The 18,209-nt window shown below is 70.0% G+C and carries 18 protein-coding genes and 1 tRNA gene; 13 read left to right on the forward strand and 6 right to left on the reverse strand.

All coding sequences use genetic code 11. The features are described from left to right. Positions 1-5 precede the first annotated feature (5 nt). The 3 genes from IEY73_RS22345 (at position 6) to IEY73_RS34525 (ending at position 3,946) form a co-directional block, all read left to right on the forward strand. Positions 6-2,309 (forward strand): DUF3987 domain-containing protein, encoded by a 2,304-nt coding sequence (locus IEY73_RS22345; RefSeq protein ID WP_229716045.1) that lies wholly within the window; start codon positions 6-8, stop codon positions 2,307-2,309. 12 nt (positions 2,310-2,321) lie between these two features. Then, the gene (locus IEY73_RS22355; RefSeq protein ID WP_189081248.1) at positions 2,322-3,548 is read left to right on the forward strand and encodes a tyrosine-type recombinase/integrase; all 1,227 of its coding nucleotides are present in this window, start codon (positions 2,322-2,324) and stop codon (positions 3,546-3,548) included. Between the two features lie 80 nt (positions 3,549-3,628). Beyond that, the gene (locus tag IEY73_RS34525) at positions 3,629-3,946 is read left to right on the forward strand and encodes a hypothetical protein (protein ID WP_444543380.1); all 318 of its coding nucleotides are present in this window, start codon (positions 3,629-3,631) and stop codon (positions 3,944-3,946) included. A gap of 499 nt (positions 3,947-4,445) precedes the next feature. Here the strand turns inward: IEY73_RS34525 and IEY73_RS22360 are convergent. Further along, positions 4,446-4,535, reverse strand: a tRNA-Ser gene (locus IEY73_RS22360). Between the two features lie 128 nt (positions 4,536-4,663). Between IEY73_RS22360 and deoD the strand changes: the two genes are divergently transcribed. Further along, the gene (deoD, locus tag IEY73_RS22365; protein WP_189081249.1) at positions 4,664-5,371 is read left to right on the forward strand and encodes a purine-nucleoside phosphorylase; all 708 of its coding nucleotides are present in this window, start codon (positions 4,664-4,666) and stop codon (positions 5,369-5,371) included. 15 nt (positions 5,372-5,386) lie between these two features. Here the strand turns inward: deoD and IEY73_RS22370 are convergent, their stop codons facing one another. From IEY73_RS22370 to IEY73_RS22385, 4 genes are all read right to left on the reverse strand, one after another. Then, the gene (locus IEY73_RS22370; RefSeq protein WP_189081250.1) at positions 5,387-5,881 is read right to left on the reverse strand and encodes a nucleoside deaminase; all 495 of its coding nucleotides are present in this window, start codon (positions 5,879-5,881) and stop codon (positions 5,387-5,389) included. Beyond that, entirely contained in the window at positions 5,830-6,345 is a 516-nt protein-coding gene (locus IEY73_RS22375) for a tRNA adenosine deaminase-associated protein (RefSeq protein WP_189081251.1), read from the reverse strand. Before IEY73_RS22375 ends, IEY73_RS22370 begins: the two co-directional genes overlap by 52 nt. An 83-nt stretch (positions 6,346-6,428) precedes the next feature. Continuing rightward, positions 6,429-6,596, reverse strand: coding sequence for a hypothetical protein (locus IEY73_RS22380; protein ID WP_189081252.1), 168 nt, complete (start codon positions 6,594-6,596; stop codon positions 6,429-6,431). Between the two features lie 103 nt (positions 6,597-6,699). Next, entirely contained in the window at positions 6,700-7,083 is a 384-nt protein-coding gene (locus tag IEY73_RS22385; protein ID WP_229716046.1) for a hypothetical protein, read from the reverse strand. Positions 7,084-7,146: 63 nt separating this feature from the next. Between IEY73_RS22385 and IEY73_RS22390 the strand changes: the two genes are divergently transcribed. Both IEY73_RS22390 and IEY73_RS22395 read left to right on the forward strand, forming a co-directional pair. Next, positions 7,147-7,884: a M23 family metallopeptidase gene (locus IEY73_RS22390; RefSeq protein WP_373292848.1), complete on the forward strand. Its 738-nt coding sequence runs from the start codon at positions 7,147-7,149 to the stop codon at positions 7,882-7,884. 98 nt (positions 7,885-7,982) lie between these two features. Beyond that, positions 7,983-8,555: a DinB family protein gene (locus IEY73_RS22395; RefSeq protein ID WP_189081254.1), complete on the forward strand. Its 573-nt coding sequence runs from the start codon at positions 7,983-7,985 to the stop codon at positions 8,553-8,555. A gap of 3 nt (positions 8,556-8,558) precedes the next feature. Here the strand turns inward: IEY73_RS22395 and mtnA are convergent, their stop codons facing one another. Next, positions 8,559-9,521, reverse strand: a complete 963-nt coding sequence (gene mtnA, locus IEY73_RS22400) for an S-methyl-5-thioribose-1-phosphate isomerase (protein WP_189081255.1) — start codon at positions 9,519-9,521, stop codon at positions 8,559-8,561. A 58-nt stretch (positions 9,522-9,579) separates the two neighbouring features. On the opposite strand from mtnA, the gene IEY73_RS22405 reads away from it, so the two are divergent. From IEY73_RS22405 to IEY73_RS22435, 7 genes are all read left to right on the forward strand, one after another. Beyond that, positions 9,580-10,638 (forward strand): PHP domain-containing protein, encoded by a 1,059-nt coding sequence (locus tag IEY73_RS22405; protein WP_189081256.1) that lies wholly within the window; start codon positions 9,580-9,582, stop codon positions 10,636-10,638. 14 nt (positions 10,639-10,652) lie between these two features. Continuing rightward, on the forward strand, positions 10,653-12,323 hold the full coding sequence (locus IEY73_RS22410) for a DUF885 domain-containing protein (RefSeq protein ID WP_189081257.1): 1,671 nt from the start codon (positions 10,653-10,655) through the stop codon (positions 12,321-12,323). 422 nt (positions 12,324-12,745) lie between these two features. Beyond that, positions 12,746-13,894, forward strand: a complete 1,149-nt coding sequence (locus IEY73_RS22415) for a hypothetical protein (protein ID WP_189081258.1) — start codon at positions 12,746-12,748, stop codon at positions 13,892-13,894. After that, the gene (locus tag IEY73_RS22420; protein WP_189081259.1) at positions 13,881-16,604 is read left to right on the forward strand and encodes a sensor histidine kinase; all 2,724 of its coding nucleotides are present in this window, start codon (positions 13,881-13,883) and stop codon (positions 16,602-16,604) included. The genes IEY73_RS22415 and IEY73_RS22420 overlap by 14 nt, the downstream gene beginning before the upstream one ends. Beyond that, complete coding sequence (locus IEY73_RS22425; protein ID WP_189081260.1) at positions 16,601-17,071, forward strand: roadblock/LC7 domain-containing protein; 471 nt, start codon at positions 16,601-16,603, stop codon at positions 17,069-17,071. Before IEY73_RS22420 ends, IEY73_RS22425 begins: the two co-directional genes overlap by 4 nt. Next, positions 17,068-17,532, forward strand: coding sequence for a DUF742 domain-containing protein (locus IEY73_RS22430; protein ID WP_189081261.1), 465 nt, complete (start codon positions 17,068-17,070; stop codon positions 17,530-17,532). Before IEY73_RS22425 ends, IEY73_RS22430 begins: the two co-directional genes overlap by 4 nt. Further along, entirely contained in the window at positions 17,510-18,139 is a 630-nt protein-coding gene (locus IEY73_RS22435; RefSeq protein ID WP_189081262.1) for a GTP-binding protein, read from the forward strand. The genes IEY73_RS22430 and IEY73_RS22435 overlap by 23 nt, the downstream gene beginning before the upstream one ends. The last annotated feature ends 70 nt before the right edge of the window (positions 18,140-18,209 follow it).

The raw sequence follows: 18,209 nt of genomic DNA on the forward strand, positions 1-18,209 counted from the left end.
TTACCGTGACCCGCACACCGCCCCATGACCCCGCCGCCGAGCGGGCCGTCATCGGCGCCGCCCTGCTCAACCCGGAACTGCTCGGCGACCTCGCCGACCAGCTCCAGGCCGACGACTTCTACCGCCCCGCCCACGCCGCCCTGTGGCACGTCCTGCTCGACCTGCACACCGCCGGCACCGCCGCCGACCCGATCACCGTCACCGCCCACCTGGCCGAGGCCGGCGACCTCGCCCGCGTCGGCGCCGCCGCCTACCTGCACACCCTGATCAGCGGCGTCCCCAGCGCCGCCAACGCCGGCCACTACGCCCGCATCGTCGCCGAGCACGCCCGCCGCCGCGACGTCGCCGACCTTGGCGTCCGCCTCACCCACCTCGCCGAGACCGGCGCCGACACCAGCGACCTACTCACCCACGGCCGCGCCCTGCTCGACACCGCACCGGCCAAACCCTGGCCCGCACCCATCTCGCTCACGAACCGCACCGCACCCCGCCCGTTCCCCGTCGACGCCCTACCCGGCTGGCTCGCCGACATGGTCGCCGCCGTCGCCGAGTTCACCCAGACGCCCACCGACCTGGCCGGCTGCATCGCGCTGGCCGCCCTGTCCACCGCCGCCGGAGGCCGCGCCGAGATCGAGATCCGCGGCTCCTGGCGCGAACCAGCCAACCTGTTCACCGTCGTCGTCCTGCCGCCTGGCTCCCGCAAGTCCGCCGTGTTCGCCGCGATGATCCGCCCCCTGCTCGCCGCCGAGGCCGCCCTCATCGACCGCACCAAACCGGCCATCGTCGAAGCCGAACTCGCCCTGCGCGTCGCCACCAAAGCCGCCGACCGCGCAGCCACCACCGCCGCCAACGCCACCAACGGCCGGGACCGGCTGCTCGCCGACGCCACCGCCGCCGCGATGACCGCCGACGCCATCACCGTCCCGCCGCTGCCGCGCCTGGTCGCCGACGACGTCACCAGCGAACAAGCCGCCACCCTGCTCGCCGAACAGGGCGGACGCCTCGCCGTCCTCTCCCCGGAAGGAGGCATCTTCGCCACCCTCGCCGGCCGCTACTCCGGCACCCCGAACCTCGAAGTCTTCCTCAAAGGCCACGCCGGAGACCTGCTGCGCGTCGACCGCCGCTCCCGACCCGCCGAACACGTCGACCGGCCTGCCCTCACCCTCGGCCTCGCCGTGCAACCCGAAGTGCTGCGCGACATCGCCGCCATGCCCGGCTTCCGCGGCAAGGGCCTGCTCGCCCGCCTGCTGTTCGCCGTGCCCGCCAACACCGTCGGCCGCCGCCGCATCGGCACCGACCCCATCCCGACCCTCGTCGCCGACACCTACGCCGACCGGCTCCGCACCCTCGTCCTCGGCCTGGCCGACCACCGCGACCCGCTCGTCCTCGCGATCACCCCGCAGGCCAACGAACGAATGCTCGACATCGAACGCGACGTCGAACCCCGCCTCGCCCCGTCCGGCACCTGGGCGCACATCGTCGACTGGGGCAGCAAGTACGCCGGAGCCGTCGCCCGCATCGCCGCCCTGCTCCACCTCGCCGCGCACGGCCCCCGGCACCCACCAGGACCGATCGACGCCGCCACCCTCGACCAGGCCGCCACCCTCGGCGCCTACTCGCCGACCACGCCGCCACCGCCTTCGACGACATGGGCGCCGACCCGCTCGTCGACGACGCCCGGCACATCCTCGCCTGGATCGAACGCACCACCAGCGACCGCTTCACCAAACGCGACCTGTTCACCGCCCTGTCCCGAGGCCGGTTCCGCAAGGCCGCCGACCTCGACCCGGTCCTCAACCTCCTGGTCGGCCACGGCTACCTGCACCCCGCCCCGGCACCGGAACGCCGAGGCGCCGGCCGCGCCCCCTCGCCGGCCTGGCTCGTCCACCCCGACCTCACCCGACCCGCCGCCACGGTCGCCCCGATCACCGCCGGCCGCGCCTCATGATCACGCCGCGCAATCCGCAGAACCGCAGAACCCCGCCCAGGCCGCCATTGCGCGGATAGCGCGGATTCCGCGGACCCACCCACGCACCGCGCCGCTCCACCAACCCCTCCGAAAGGTCCCGCAGATGACAACCGATCCGCGCGGCACCGCCGACGAGATCACCGAACCCACCCGGCTCATCCTCACCATCGAGCAGGCCGCCCGCCGCCTCGGCATCGGCCGCACCCTCATGTACTCCCTCGTCATGACCGGCAAGATCGAATCCGTCACCATCGGCCGGCTCCGCCGCGTCCCGGTCGAAGCCCTCAGCGACTACGTCGTCAAGCTCCGCCAAACCCAGCACGACGACCAGGCCGCGTAGGGGAGGGCAACTATGGGACGCAGGCCAAACGGCGCATCGAGCATCTACAAGGGCGGCGACGGTGTCTGGCACGGCCGGGTCACCGTCGGCGTGAAGGACGACGGCACGCCGGACCGCCGCCACGTCCGAGGCAAGTCCGAGGCCGTCGTCACCCGCAAAGTCCGGGTGCTGGAGCGCGACCGCGACGGCGGTACCGTCCGCAAGCCCGGCCAGAACTGGACCGTGGCGAAGTGGCTCACCCACTGGTTCGAGAACATCGCCGCGCCGAACGTGCGGGAGAACACCGCAGCCGGGTACCGGGTGGCGGTCAACGTCCACCTGATCCCCGGCCTCGGCGCCCACCGGCTGGACAAGTTGACACCCGAGCACATCGAGAAGCTGACCCGCAAGATGCAGGTGAACGGCAGCGCGGCAGGCACCGCCCACCAGGCACACCGCACCCTGCGGACGGCCTTGAACGAGGCGGTCCGCCGCGGCCACCTCACCCAGAACCCGGCACGGCTGGCGAAAGCACCTCGGCTTGAGGACGAGGAGATCGAGCCGTACACCGTCGCCGAGGTCCAACGCCTGCTGATGGCGGCCGGAGCACGCCGGAACTCGGCACGCTGGGCCGTCGCTCTCGCCCTGGGACTGCGGCAGGGCGAAGCGCTCGGTTTGAAATGGACCGACATCGACCTGGACGAGGGGACACTGGTGGTCCGCCGCGCCCGACAACGGCCCAAGTGGCGGCACGGCTGTACCGAGCCGTGCGGCCGAAAGATGGCCGGGCACTGCCCCGACCGGCATCCGCTTCGGAAGGAGACGGCCGACACCAAGTCGAGGGCCGGCCGCCGCCGGGTCGGTCTGCCGGACCAGCTCGTCGTCCTGCTCCGGCAGCACCGCGAGACACAGGACTCCGAGCGGAAGGCAGCGCGCCAGCTCTGGACCGAAGGCGGCTGGCTGTTCACGACGCCGACGGGCGGCCCGCTCAATCCGCGCAGCGACTACACCGAATGGAAACGGCTCCTGGCCGACGCGAAACTGCGAGACGGCCGACTACACGACGCCCGGCACACCGCAGCCACGGTGCTTCTCGTCCTCGACGTGAACGAACGCGCCGTCATGGGAATCATGGGCTGGTCGAATTCCGGCATGACCCGCCGCTATCAACACCTGACCGCCGAGGTCCGCCGGGACGTCGCCAGCAGGATCGACAACCTCCTGTGGTCACCCCACGCTTCGAGTACTCGAAGTGGGTGAACAGCCATTCACGGGTCGTTATCCGGTGACGACGGTCCCGCCTACCTGACCATTACGGAGCCGGGCCCCGGCGGCCGGGAATGCCGGCGACCGACTCCACGTCACCATTCGTTGCTACGGAGCCCGGCCTTGGCGGCCGGGAAGTGGCCGGGATCAACGCTGCCCTGGCCGACTTGCAGACCGTCGCTACGGAGCCCGGCCTTGGCGGCTGGGAAGAGAAGGTGCCGATCAAGTTCGTGATCGAGACCCTGCTGTCGCTATGGAGCCCGGCCTTAGCGGCCGGGAAGAGCACGATCTACCTCAACAGCCAGGTCCGGATCACCACCGAGTCGCTACGGAGCCCGGCCTTGGCGGCCGGGAAGAGGACACCGCTACCTACATCTACGACGCCGGACTGACCTGGTCGCTACGGAGCCCGGCCTTGGCGGCCGGGAAGAGCGGCTCCGGAGTCCGTCGTCGAAGCGTGGGCGACCTGGCTGTCGCTACGGAGCCCGGCCTTGGCGGTCGGGAAGAGGGCTCGCCGCATTCGCGGGCTCTGAGCTGCGATTTTAGAGGCTCGCCCGAGCGCTGCCGCGCAACACCCCGGACGCATCGACGCGGATCGTCAAATTCGTGGGGTAAACGGCCTCTGACCTGCGTGCGAGCGCTCCCCGGGGTTTGACCCGTCACCGAAGCGCTCGCAACGAGATGCCCCGTACTGCGATCAACGGCAGACGCATTCGCGCATCGGTGGACAATCCGCCGCCAGACAGAAGTGACTCCCACCACCAACCTCGCAGCCAAGATCATCGCAGCCGCCACGCCGACCGTCGGTGAAGCCAAATGAGACCGGAATTGAGACCGCGGACGCGAACGCCCGGCAGCCCGGACCGGGCTGCCGGGCGTTCGCCCTGCTCATGGCGGTGGTGAAGGGATTTGAACCCTTGGAGGGCGTAAACCCTCACACGCTTTCGAGGCGTGCTCCTTAGGCCACTCGGACACACCACCGCGAAGTAGGTTACCTGACGGCTCCACCGTTGCGCCGCCGGGTTACCCGGGCGCGTACGCACCGGCCCCGAACTGGCACGATGGCACTCGGCGCGAAGTGATCAGGCGAGACGAGACGGGGTATCGGCGTGAGCGTGCACATCGGCGCGGCACCGGGCGAGATCGCGGAGCGGGTGCTGCTGCCCGGCGACCCGATGCGTGCCAAGTGGATCGCGGAGAACTTCCTCGACGATGCCCGGTGCTACACCGAGGTGCGGGGCATGCTCGGCTTCACCGGCACCTGGCAGGGTCGGCGGGTCTCGGTGCAGGGCTCGGGCATGGGCATGCCGTCGGCGTCGATCTACACCCACGAGCTGATCAACGAGTACGGCGTCACCTCGGTGATCCGGATCGGCTCGTGCGGGGCACTCGCCGCGGACCTGAACCTCGGCGACGTGCTCGCGGCGATCGGCTCGGCCACCGATTCGAACATGAACCGCGCCCGCTTCGACGGCCTGATCGACTACGCGCCAGTGGCGGACTTCGGTCTGCTGCGCACCGCGGTCGATGTGGCCGAGCGGCGCGGTGTCGCGATGCGCGTGGGCCCGATCCTGGCGGCGGACGCGTTCTACACCGACCGTCCGGACCTCTACGACGCTTTGGCGCAGTACGGCGTGTTGGCGGTCGAGATGGAATCGGCGGCCATTTACACGACGGCGGCCCGCTACGGCGCTCGCGCGCTGACGATCCTCACCGTGAGCGATCACATCAAGCGCGAGGAGCGGATGGATTCGGCGCGGCGCGAGAAGGGCTTCGGCGACATGGTGCGCATCGGCCTGGACACCGCGATCGCCTGACCCACACGGGCTCCGTCAGCGGAAGAAGCCGCGCATCAACGCGGCGCAGTCCGCCTCCAGCACACCCGAGTACACCTCGGGGCGGTGGTTGAGGCGCCGGTCGCGCACCACGTCCCACAGCGACCCGACGGCACCGGTCTTCGGCTCCCAAGCGCCGAAGACCAACGCGGACACCCGGGCGAGCACCAGCGCTCCCGCGCACATGGTGCACGGTTCCAGGGTGACCACCAGGGTGCAGCCGTCGAGCGCGCGATCACCCCGTGCCGCCGCGGCCCGGCGCAACGCCAGCACCTCGGCGTGCGCGGTGGGGTCGCCGGTCAGTTCGCGCTCGTTGCCGGCGGCGGCGAGCTCGGTGCCGCCCGCGTCGAAGACCACCGCACCCACCGGCACCTCGGTGGGGTTCGACGCGGCCACCTCCAGCGCGCGGCGCATCCACGCCTCGTGGCCGGGCCGGGATTTCACGAGTCGCGCAGCTCCTCCATCTCGTCTCCGCACCCCAGCCGCTGGCATATCTCGGCGGTCACATCGGACGGCAGCATGCCGTCGCGCGCACACAACGTGATCAGTTTCTGGGCACCCACACCCAGGTCGGCGAGCAGGTCCGCATCGCCCAGCGGGTCGGCGTCGAGTTCGACCGCGGAGGACTCGTCCTCCGCGGTCTGCGCGGATGCCGGCACGTCGATCTCCAACGCGGGGGTCTCCAGGTCGCCGAGCAGCACCTCGCCGAGCCAGGACTCCTCGGCGTATGCCGCGTCCGACCCGAAGACCCGCAGGTCCTCGCCCTCGTCCAGGCGGATGATGACGAGGTATTGATCGTCTGCCTCGACGAAGAGCAACGACACGGAGGCGTCCGGGTCCGCGTCACGCAGCCTGTCCGTCACCTCGTCGATGTCGAGCAAGCGGCTCTGAAGTGTCAGTTCCGAGACCGACCATCCGTCCTTGCCCATGGTCGCGGCGGCTGCGAATGTCGACACTGTTCCCCCCACGCGAAGTTCTCCGCGGAAGACGGTAGTCGCTGCTGCAACGGCTGCCTCGCGCCACGCCTAGATGTGGCGTGTCAACCCACCAATCGGCGGCGGGCGGCGATCAGTTCGCGCAGCCGGGCGCCGTGCAGGCGCTGCGGGTGACGGTGCTCGCGCGCCGCCTTGGCGTCCGCCAGAGCGGCGAGGAGTTCCAGCCGGCGGCGGCGACGATCGGGGTCGAGCCGTGGCGGTGTGGGGGGCATAGACGCGAGGTTGCCGACTGGCGCGAGGTTCGTCAAGGCCGAGTGCGCTCGGCCACGGAGACCGCACTGACGGTGGGCGACAAAGCCGCGCAGGATCTGACAATCACCACAGGGGCCAGTCGTTTGTGGTGATCCAGCGCACCGCCACCACCGCGGTCGCTATGGACAGCCCACCGGCCGCGGTCAGCGCGATCCCGGTGGCCACGCCGCGATCACCGAGGATCATCAGCATGGTGGCGACGATCCAGGCGCTGATCGCCGCGGCCACCGTCCACCACGCGTACGTGAGAAGGTCCCGACCGAGCATGCCGAACAGCGCGAACCAGGCCAGGGCGGCACCGACGCCCGCGGTCAGTTGCGGGCCGCGCACCGGAAACGGTTCCCGGTACGTCGGGCGGGCCGCCTGGCTGGACAACAGGGTGGGTGGTTGAGGGCGCCACCCGGGTGGCGGCGCGGCGGCCGGCGGCCAGCCTCCCTGTTCGCTCATGGTGTCAGCTTATCCGCGACGAGCACCGCGGCGATGCGCAACGATGTCTGTCATATTGGCTCGGTGCATTCAGTCCGTACCGTTGCAGCATCGGCCGCGCTCGTGTTCTGCCTCGCCGGCTGCGGTTCGGCGGCCGGCACGGCCGCGCCATCCGTGACGCCCCGTTTCGTCGAGCCGTCGTCCTCGGGGCCGTCCGCCGCGCCGAGCGCACCGGTGACGAACGCTTCGGCACCCGATTCGCCGGCGGGCTCTGCGGCACCTTCCCCGACGGCGAGCCCGAGCCCGTCGGGGAAGGTGGAGTACGTCTTCCCGGTCCACGCGAGCAACGTGGATTTCCACACCACCCATGCGAAGTACCCGGCGACCGACATCTTCGCCGACTGCGGTGAACCGGTGGTGGCCACCACCAGCGGGGTGGTGCTGGAGGTCAGCCTGACCGACGAGTACGTCAAGGGGCGACCCGACGGACCGTTGAACGGCGGGCGATCGGTGTCGTTGCTCGGCGATGACGGGGTCCGCTACTACGGCTCGCACCTGCAGCGGGTGCTGTCCGGAATCCGCGCGGGCGTGCGCGTGCAGGCGGGTCAGGAGCTCGGCGAGGTAGGCCATACCGGGAATGCCAACGGCGTGTGTCACCTGCATTACGGCATCTCGCCGCCGTGTGCCCGGACCGGCGACTGGAAGGTGCGCCGCGGCGTGATCTGGCCGGCGCCCTACCTCAAGTCGTGGCGCAAGAAGGGCGGCAAGAGCCCGGTCTCCGAGGTGGCCGCGTGGAAGAGTGAACACGACTGCAAGGCGTGAGGCGGGAAGCGGAAGGCGCGGGTTGCATCGCCCGCCCGAGAGAAGTGCGACCCGCCGATAATGCGTTCTGGTCCGCCCGCTTTCCGAGGAGGCACGCCATGCCGGGTCAGGTCAGAGCCGTCGAGAACGAACAAGACGGCCTGCTCGCCTATCTCGCACAGATGCGCGACGCCGTGCGGCTCGCCGCGTACGGCCTGGATCCACAGCAACTGCGCGCCACGCCCACCCGCAGCACACTCACCGTCGGCGGCCTGATCAAGCACTGCGCCTTCACCGAGGAGAGCTGGCTCACCACCGTGCGAGGCGAAGCGCAGACCGTCGACGAGCGGACGTGGGGGGAGAATTTCCGGCTCGCCGACGGGGAGACCCTCGACGAGGTGCTCGCCCGCTATGACCGGATCGCCGAGCGGACCGAGGCGACCGTGCGGAAAATCGACGACCTGGGCCATCGCATCCCGATCGACCATTCGATGCCGTGGAACAGCAAGGACCTCGACCACTGGACCCTGCGCTGGGTGCTGCTGCATCTGATCGAGGAGACGGCCCGGCACGCCGGTCACGCGGACATCATCCGGGAATCGGTCGACGGCGCCACCGCGTACCCGCTGATGGCCGCGGCCGAGGGCTGGCCGGAGACGGAATGGGTCAAGCCCTGGCGGCCCGGCGCCTAGGCTTCAGACCTTCTCGCCGCGATCGAGGCGGATCACCCGCCGTTCCGTCACGACCGCGGTGACCAGGTCGTGCGGTGTCACGTCGAAGGCCGGGTTCGCCGCCGCGAACGTGGCGCTGACCTCGGCCGCACCGCGGTCCTCGATGTCCACCGCGGCACCGCCCGGGGTGTCGTGGTCCACCGTGGACTCCGGCGCCACCACGACGAACGGCAGCCCGGACCGGCGTGCACCGAGCGCATGGGCATAGGTGCCGATCTTGTTGACGACGTCGCCGTTGGCGCAGATGCGATCCGCACCGAGGATCACCGCGTCCACCTCTCCGCGCGCCATCAGGAACGGGCCGGCCGAATCCACCGCGACCCGGAACTCGACCCCCCACCGTGCCAGTTCCCACGAGGTCAGCCGGGCGCCCTGCAGCAGCGGGCGCGTCTCGCTGGCGATCACCCCGGCCAGCGCGCTGCGCCGGTGCAGTTCACCCACCACCCCGAGCGCTGTGCCGATGGTGACGGTGGCCAGGCCGCCGGTGTTGCAGTGGGTCAGCAGCCGCGGACGATCGCCGCACAGTTCGAGCATCAGGTCGGCGCCCCGCGCGGCCATCGCCTCGGAGGCGGCGATCTCCTCGTCGCGGATCGCACACGCCTCGGCCAACACGGCGGTCGGGCCCTGCGGCAGCTTGCCGGCCGCGCGCCGAGCACCACGGGCGAGATTCACCGCGGTCGGCCGGGCCGTCTCGATTTCCCGTACGGCCTGGGCGAGCCGGTCCGGTTCCGCGTGATGCAGGCGCGCGGCCAGCGCCACGCCGAAGGCCCCGGCGACCCCGAGCGCAGGCGCACCGCGTACGGACAACGACTGGATGGCCTCCACCACCTCGGCCACGGTGGCCAGGCGGAGCATCCGCAGTTCGTCCGGCAGCGCGGTTTGATCGATGATTTCGACGGCCCCGTCCACCCAGTCGATGGTTCGCATGCGCCAAGGCTATCGACGATCCACGCGGTCGCCGGTGGCTGACCGTAGGCTGATGCGCATGGCATCCCGTGATCCCGTGGCCGATCTGCGGCGCATCGCCTTCCTGCTGGAGCGCGCGAACGAGGCGACGTACCGGGTGAAGGCGTTCCGGTCCGCGGCGACCGCGGTCGCCGCGCTGGACGAGGGCGAGCTGACGGACCGGGCCGAGGCCGGCACGCTGGCGAAAGTGCCCGGCATCGGCGAGGTCACCGCCCGGTGCGTGACCGAGTCGCTGGCCGGGGAGGAACCGGTCTATCTGCGCCGCATGGAATCCACCGCAGGTGTCGATCTGGGCGGCGCCGCCGCCGGGTTGCGGGCCGCGCTGCGCGGCGACTGCCATGCCCATTCGGACTGGTCGGACGGCGGCTCACCGATCGAGGAGATGGCCTTGGCCGCGGTCGAGCTGGGGCACGAATACCTGGTGCTGACCGATCATTCGCCGACCCTGACGGTGGCCCGCGGCCTGCCGCCGGCCCGGTTGCGCCGCCAACTCGATCACGTGGCACGGGTCAACGACGCGCTCCCGGAGGGCTTCCGCATCCTGACCGGCATCGAGGTCGACATCCTGCCGGACGGTTCGCTCGATCAGGAGGAGGCCCTGCTGGCCCGGCTCGACGTGGTGGTCGGCTCGGTGCACAGCAAGCTGCGGGACGAGGGCCCGCGCATGACTCGGCGGATGCTGACCGCGATCGCCAACCCGCACCTCGACATTCTCGGGCACATGACCGGGCGCAAGGTCGCCGCGGCGGGCGTCGGCGACAAGGGACACCGCGCCGGGCGTACCCGCCCGCCGAGCGCGTTCGACCTCGACAAGGTGATTGCCGCGTGTCTGGAGTACGACAAGGCGATCGAGATCAACTGCCGCCCGGACCGGTTGGACCCGCCGAAGCGGATGCTCACCGTCGCGGTCGAGGCCGGATGCCTGTTCAGCATCGACACCGACGCGCACGCGCCCGGCCAGTTGGACTGGCTGGGGTACGGGTGCGAGCGTGCCGCGCTGTGCGGGGTGCCGGTCGACGCGGTGGTCAACGCCTGGCCCATGGGGCGGCTGCTGGAGTGGACCGGATCGCATAAATAGGTAGTGTCTGCGTCGTGGGAGACGTTGATGAGCTTGCCGACCGTTACGTCGACGAGTGGGCCGCGCTCAGCCCGTCCGGCGCCACCTTCGTGGGGATCTCCGGGTTCGACGACAAGTGGGACGATCTCTCACCGGAGGGGTTCGCCGCGCAGGCCGATCTCACCCGCCGCACCATCGCCGAGCTCGACGTCATCGACCCGGCGGACGAGTCGGAACACGTCGCCAAGGAGGCGATGCTGGAGCGGCTCGGCCTGAGCCTGGCGCAATACGACGCCGGCTACGAGGTCTCCGACATCAACGTCATCTCCAGCGGTCTGCACGGCATGCGGATGACCTTCGACCTGATGCCGCTGAACGGCGAGGAGGCGGCGGCCAACATCGCGGCCCGCCTGGCCGCATTTCCCGCCGCCCTCACGCAATATCAGCGCTCGCTGCGGGAGGCCGCCGACAGGGGTCTGGTGGCCGCCCGCGCACAGTTGCTCGCGATCGCCGGTCAGTGCGACGCCTGGACGGATCCGGCGCGCGACGACTTCTTCCACCGGCTCGCCGACCGGGTCGGCGCCAACGGCGCCCTCGATACCGAGCTGCGTCGTGGCGCCGCCGCGGCGACACAGGCCACCGCCGACTTCGGCCGGTTCCTGCGCGCCGAGCTCGGGCCGCGCGGACGGGACAAGGAGGCTGCCGGGCTGGAGCGGTACACGCTCGCCTCGCAGTACTTCCTCGGTGCCCAGGTGGACCTGCTGGAGACGTACGCGTGGGGCTTTGTCGAGCTGCACCGCATCGAGCAGGAGATGCGCACGGTGGCGGCGGAGATCGCCGGTTCCGGCGCGAGCGTCGATGACGCGGTGGCGCGGCTGGACGCCGATCCGGCCCGGACCGTTCCCGGCAAGGAGGCGTTCCGGGACTGGATGCAGCAGCTCGCCGATCGCGCGGTCAACGAGCTGAACGGCACCCATTTCGACATCCCCGCGGCGATGCAGAGGTTGGAGTGCTGCCTCGCGCCGACCAGCGACGGATCGATTTACTACACCGCGCCGTCGGAGGACTTCACCCGACCGGGCCGGATGTGGTGGGCGGTGCCGGAGGGGAATGAGGAGTTCTCCACCTGGCGGGAGACCTCGACGGTCTACCACGAGGGCGTTCCCGGGCATCACCTGCAGATCGGCACCACCCAGTTGCGATCTGACCGGCTGAACCGGTGGCAGCGCCTGTTGTGCTGGTGTTCCGGGCACGGTGAGGGCTGGGCGCTGTACGCCGAACGCCTGATGGACGAGCTCGGCTACCTCGCCGACCCGGGTGATCGCCTGGGCATGCTGGACGCGCAGTCGCTGCGGGCCACCCGGGTGATCGTCGACATCGGCATGCATCTGGAGCTGGAGATTCCGCGGGACAACCCGTTCGGCTTCCGGCCGGGCGAGCGGTGGACGCCGGAACTGGGTTGGGAGTTCCTGCGGGCGCACTGCCGGATGTCGGATGAGGTGCTGCGGTTCGAGTGGCGGCGTTACCTCGGCTGGCCCGGTCAGGCCCCGTCGTACAAGGTCGGCGAGCGGATCTGGCTGCAGGCCCGCGACGAGGCGAAGGCGCGCAAGGGCGCGGACTTCGACCTCAAGGAGTTCCACCAGAGCGCACTCAACCTGGGCGCGCTGGGTCTCGACCCGCTGCGCCAGGTGCTGAGCCGGATCTGACCGTCGCGGCCGGGTCTCGGCCCAACCGTCTCAGCGTTTGTCCCACAATTCGGGAAAGTAGCCGACGGACAGCGTGTCCGTTTACACACGCGCCGTAACAATATGACGCTTCGCTTTCATTCAATTACTAAAAGCTAAATATCGATGTGCGTCATTTGCTGCTTCGTTCGCCGACCGAAATGATCATTTCTGCGCTCGATATTCCGGAACCGCCATGTGCTAGCCATGCCCAGCTCAGACCCTGATACCTCGCGTCCGGGCGTTCGGCGTATCCCCCGATCAGATGAGCCAACTCTGACCCTTGGAAAGGGGTCGCATGATTATTTCTCGGATAGGTTGACTCGGATTGGTGAGTCACCCGACTACTCAGGGTAGCCACCACACTTGCCTGACGCGCGCGCAGCTTGGCGGAGGAATGAGCAATGGCAGTCTCGGTGGACAACCGCCCGTCCCGGTTACGCACGGCGCTCGCGGCTGTTCTCACGGTCCTGGTGCTCGTGCCGGTGGGCGTCCTGTTCCTGTGGGTCTGGACGGACACCGCCGATGAGCGGGACAGCACTCAGCTCGAACAGCAGGGCGTGCAATACCTCACGGCGTTGAATCCCCTGATCAGCGGCCTGGCGGAGGCCGAGTCCTCGGCGCTGTCCGGCGTCTCAGCACCGCCGGCGGCGCTCAGCGACGCGGTGGGCCGGGTCAACGAGATCGATCAGCAGCTCGGCGACGCGCTGCGCACGCACGAGCGGTGGACCGGCCTCCGCGACAAGATCAGCCGACTGGCCGGGGTGTCGGGTGACCCGGTCACGGTCTTCACCGCACATGTGGAGGTCACCGACCTCGCCCTGGCGCTCTACAACACCGTGCGCAACAACTCCGCGTTGGTCCGCGACCCGTACAACGACATCTCCCACCTGCAGCAGGCGATGGCCGTCGACCTGCCGGGCGCGGTCGTGCACGTGAGCCGGATGGGCGACCTCAGCATGCTGGTGGCAGGCGCGTCGGCCAAGCAGAAGGCCGTCCTGGCGCCCCAGTTCGGTGCCGAGGTGCAGCAGGTCAACACCTCGGTCGACAGCCTGACGGACAACCTGCAGGCGGCGGTCGACGACACCGACAGCACCACGCTCAGCGGCAACCTGGTGAGCACGCTGGACTCGTTCCGCCGGGGCGTGGAGTCACTGACCCGGGGCGCGAACCCGGGCGGCACGCCGGACGCCTCCACCATGGCGACCGCACAGACCCAGTTGCAGACCTCACTGACCGGGCTGGCCGGCGTCACCCTGCGCGAGATGGGCAGCCTGCTCGAAGACCGCATGGACGCGCTGAACCTGCGACGTGTCGAGATCATGGTCGCCGGGTCCGTCGCGGTGCTGCTGGTGCTCGTCGCCGTCGCGGTCTGGATGACCACGGCCATGCGCCGCCGCCCGGCGCCACCGGACCGGGTGCCCGGAGAGACGACCCGCGACATGCGGGACATGACCCCGAGCGCCGATCGCGGATACGGCGGTTCGTCGCTGGACACCGTGCCGTCCTTCGGCGACCCGACGCGGCGGGAGCGGTCCGGTGCTCTTCGGTAAATTCCGCATCCTGGGCAAACTCGCCCTGCTCGTACTCGTACCGCTGCTCGGCGTGGTCGCGTTGAGCGTGCCGATCGTGGTCAACCGCATCCAGGCCGCGCAGGACGCGCAAGACGTCTCCGACACGGTGCGACTGGCCACCCGGGTCGGTTCCGCGGTGCAGGAGTTGCAGGAGGAACGCCTCCTGTCGGTCGGCTATCTGTTCGGCCTGATCCAGCAGCCCGAGCTGGTGGTGCAGAGCGCGAAGGCGCAGGACGCCATCAGCAATCTGACCGTGGGTGATCAGCCGTTGTCCGAGGGCTTGCGGCGGGCGATCGCGGACGCCGCCAAACTCAACAACACCCGGCAGAGCGTGCTCAACCGCTCGATCCGCCCAGACCTGATCGTCAGCGACTTCACCGCGATCATCACGCCGATCATCAAGCAGATCGGCCTGGCCGGCGGCGCCGACCTCACCACGGCCGTGGGCCGTCAGGTGTACGCGCTCGAACAGGCGCTGCTCAGCGACGACATGATCAGCCAGGCGTCGGGTTACCTCACCGGCGCCGTGGTGACCAAGCAGGCAGGCTTCGTGGGGTTGTTCTCCGCGACCCTGGTCCAGCTACAGCTGATCATCGGAAACGGCGAGCCGTACTTCACCGACACGCAGTACAAGCTGTACCTCGGCGCCCAGGAGGCGTTCGCGGCACGCGTCGGCGACCGGTTCCTGAGCCAGGCGGCGGTGGACCCGGACGCCGCGGTCAAACTGCTGAACGTCACCACGCTCTTCCCGTCTCTGCGCTCGGTGATCGTGCTCGGCGGCTTCGTGGAAAAGCGTGTGGCGGCGGATGTGAACCGGGCCGTCACCGACAACCGCAACAGCGCCCTGCGCACCGCCACGCTGATCGGTGGCGGCTCGCTCCTGCTGCTGTTGATCGTGATCGGGCTGAGCCTGTTCATGGCCCGCGCGGTCGCCCGGCCGCTGCGCCGGCTCACCGTCTCGGCCGACCGGATCGCGCGAGAGGCCGAGACGGAGCTGGAACGGGTCGCCGACGACGACGTCGAAGCGGCCCGGCCGATTCATCTGGATCCGGTGGACATCCAAGCCGGCGACGAGATCGGCGATCTGGCCCGCGCGTTCGACCGGGTGCAGACCACCGCCGCCCGGCTGGTGGAACGCCAGGTGGTCGGCCGACGCAACGTCGCGCAGATGTTCGCCCACGTCGGGCGGCGCACCCAGAACCTGGTCGGCCGGCAACTGGCGCTGATCGACAACCTGGAGCGCAAGGAGACCGACAGCGAGCGGCTGCGCGAGCTGTACCGGCTGGACCACATGTCGTCGCGTCTGGGCCGCAACGCCTCCAGCCTCGTGGTGCTCTCCGGTGGTGCGGGCGCCAACGAGCACATGGCACCGCTCCCGCTGTCCGACGTGGTGCGCCTGGCCCTCGGCGAGATCGAGGACTACACGCGGGTCGATGTCGAGGTGCCCGAGGACCTGGTCGTGGTGCCCGCCCTGGTCGCCGACCTCACCCTGCTGCTCGCCGAGTTGATGGAGAACGCGACGTCGTTCTCCCCGCCGCACACCCAGGTCACCGTCTCGGCCTCGGAGCTGCGCGGCGGTGCCCGCCTGGCGGTGGCCGACCACGGGCTCGGCCTGGCGCCGGAACGCCTGGCCGAGGAGAACGCCCGGCTGACCCGCCGGGAACGACTCGACCTGGCCCCCAGCGAGGTGCTCGGCCTGTTCGTCGTGGGCCGCCTGGCGCGACGGCACGGCATCGAGGTGACCCTGACCGACACAGCGGAGGGCGGCGTCACCGCCCTCGTGGACCTGGGCCCGCAACACCTGATCCAGCGGGCCGACCCGATGGCCTCCCCCGCGCCGCTTCAAGCGACCGTGACCAGCCATCACGCGAGCGAATTCGTGCCCCTGCTGGCCGGGGCGTCGGTACGCTCGGTGCCCGGCAGCGCGCAACCCTTCGACGCCGAGATGCTCAGCCGCGCCACGCTGACCTTGCAGGCCGCGCAGTCCTGGAACGCCTTCCAGCCGGCCACCACCGCGCCGGAGCTGGTGCCGGGACCGGTGTACGAGGCCGAACCGGTCTACGACCCGCGCACCCCGGAGGCATACCAGGCACCGCAACCGGCCGCCCCAGCACCGGAACCGGCGGCGCAGCAGCGTCCGCGCTGGGACGACGGCACGCCGGTCGCCGGTCGCGTGCCGGCCGCCCTGCCGGAACTCCCGGTCGCCCACCCCACATCGGGCCTGTACGCGGAGACCGAGCGGCCGGTGGTCATGGAGGCGCCGTGGGCCGGCAGCCCGGCGAACGCCGACCGCCCCCCGGACGGGGCACCGAAGCTGCGCCGCCGCGTGCCGGGTAGCCAGTTGCCGGCCGAGTCCGGGGCGAAACTCCCCTCCGCACCACCGTCGGCGGACGACGCCCAGGCCGCCCGGGAGGCGTTCGAGGCCTTCGAGGCAGGCGTGTCGCGGGCGCAGTGGGACGTCATCGAGACCGACATGTCGTCCCCGCCGTCCGCCGGCCATCCACCGCTCGCGCGCCGCGTGCCGGGCGCCACCCTTCCGGTCAGCGAGCCGCGGGCGGCCGAAACCCCGGCCACACCCGCGCAGCCTCTGGACCCGGACGCGGCCCGCGATCTGATCGAACAGTTCGAGTACGGGGTCGCGCTGGCACTGAATGAAACTCAGCCACAACACGAGGGACAACCGCGATGACATCCCCCTACAGCACGGAAACCGGCAACGGCCGCGACTTCGCGCAGTCGCAACTGAGCGCCGAGGCGAAGACCTTCAACTGGCTGCTGGACTCCTTCACCTCCGGCACCGCCGGCGTGGTCGAAGCCATCGCCGTGTCCTCGGACGGGCTGCTGATGGCGATGTCCGCGATCAAGGACCGGCCGAACGCCGAGCGGCTCGCCGCGGTCGTCTCCGGGCTCACCAGCCTGGCCGGCGGCGCGGCGAACTGGTACCGGCTGGGCAGCCTCAACCGGGTCATCATCGACATGCAGGACGGCTATCTCCTGGTCACCGCGATCAGCGCCGGTTCCGTGCTGGGGGTGATCGCCGACCGCTCGGCGAACCTCGGCACCCTCGCGTACGAGATGACACTGTTCGCCACCCGGGCCGGTGGCGCGCTCAGCCCCCGCCTCATCGCTGAATTGAAGAACGCCGTTCAGCAATGACGCCGCCGGCTGGCTCCGACGAACCGGGACGCCCGGCCACGCCCGGCGTCCGGCCGTTCCTGCACCGGTCCGGAGCGGCGGCGTACCGCCCGCAGCCGCCGGCGGGGCCGGACGACCAGGTGCCGGACGGTCACATCAGTGGTCTGCGGCCGTTCGTCATCACCTCCGGGCGGGTGGACGGCGTCGATCCCGACATCGGCATGGAGACCCAGGTCACCGTGCATCCGGATGCCCGCCCGGCGCGGCTGCCACCGGAACAGCGGGCCATCGTCGCGCTGTGTATCGAACCGCATTCGGTGGCCGAGATCTCCGCATTGCTGAAATTACACCTGGGCGTCGCGCGGATCCTGGTCAGCGACCTGCGCGCCTGCGGCCAGCTCGACGTGCACGTGTTGGACAGCGAGTTCCCCGACCCCGAGACCATCATGCGAGTGATCCGTGGACTTCGATCCATCAACTGACCGCATCGTCGGCACCGCACGAGTGCCGAACGAGCGCAAGCAGAACAAGCCCCCGGTGCCGGTCAAAATCATCGTGGCCGGCGGCTTCGGGGTGGGCAAAACCACGACGGTCGGCGCGATTTCGGAGATCTCACCGCTGACCACCGAAGCCGAGATGACCATGGAATCGGTCGGCGTGGACGATCCGGGACCGGATTCGGCCAAGACCACCACCACGATCGCGATGGACTTCGGCTGCGTGACCATCGACCACACGCTGAAGCTGTACCTGTTCGGCACACCCGGTCAGGCGCGTTTCGCCTTCATGTGGGACGACCTGATTCGTGGGGCGCTGGGCGCGCTGGTCGTGGTGGACACCAACCGGATCGACGACTGCTATCCGGCCGTCGACTACTTCGAACGGGCCGGCCTGCCGTTCGTGGTCGGCATCAATACCTTCAATGGTCAACTCGGATACAGCCTGGACGAAGTACGGTGGGCGCTGGCGGTGCGAGACGAGGTGCCGGTGCTGTCGTTCGACGCTCGATTTCGGGGCTCCGTAAGGGATGCGCTGCTGGTCGTGCTCGATCAGGCACTCGACCGCGCGATCAAGATGCGATCGTCGTAGGGTGTGCGTCGCATCGCTTGCATCACGGTTCCCTATCGCCGTTTGAACGGGCACAGTGGTAAAAGTGACT

The sequence above is a fragment of the Mangrovihabitans endophyticus genome, from assembly GCF_014646155.1.
Lineage (GTDB): Bacteria > Actinomycetota > Actinomycetes > Mycobacteriales > Micromonosporaceae > Actinoplanes > Actinoplanes endophyticus.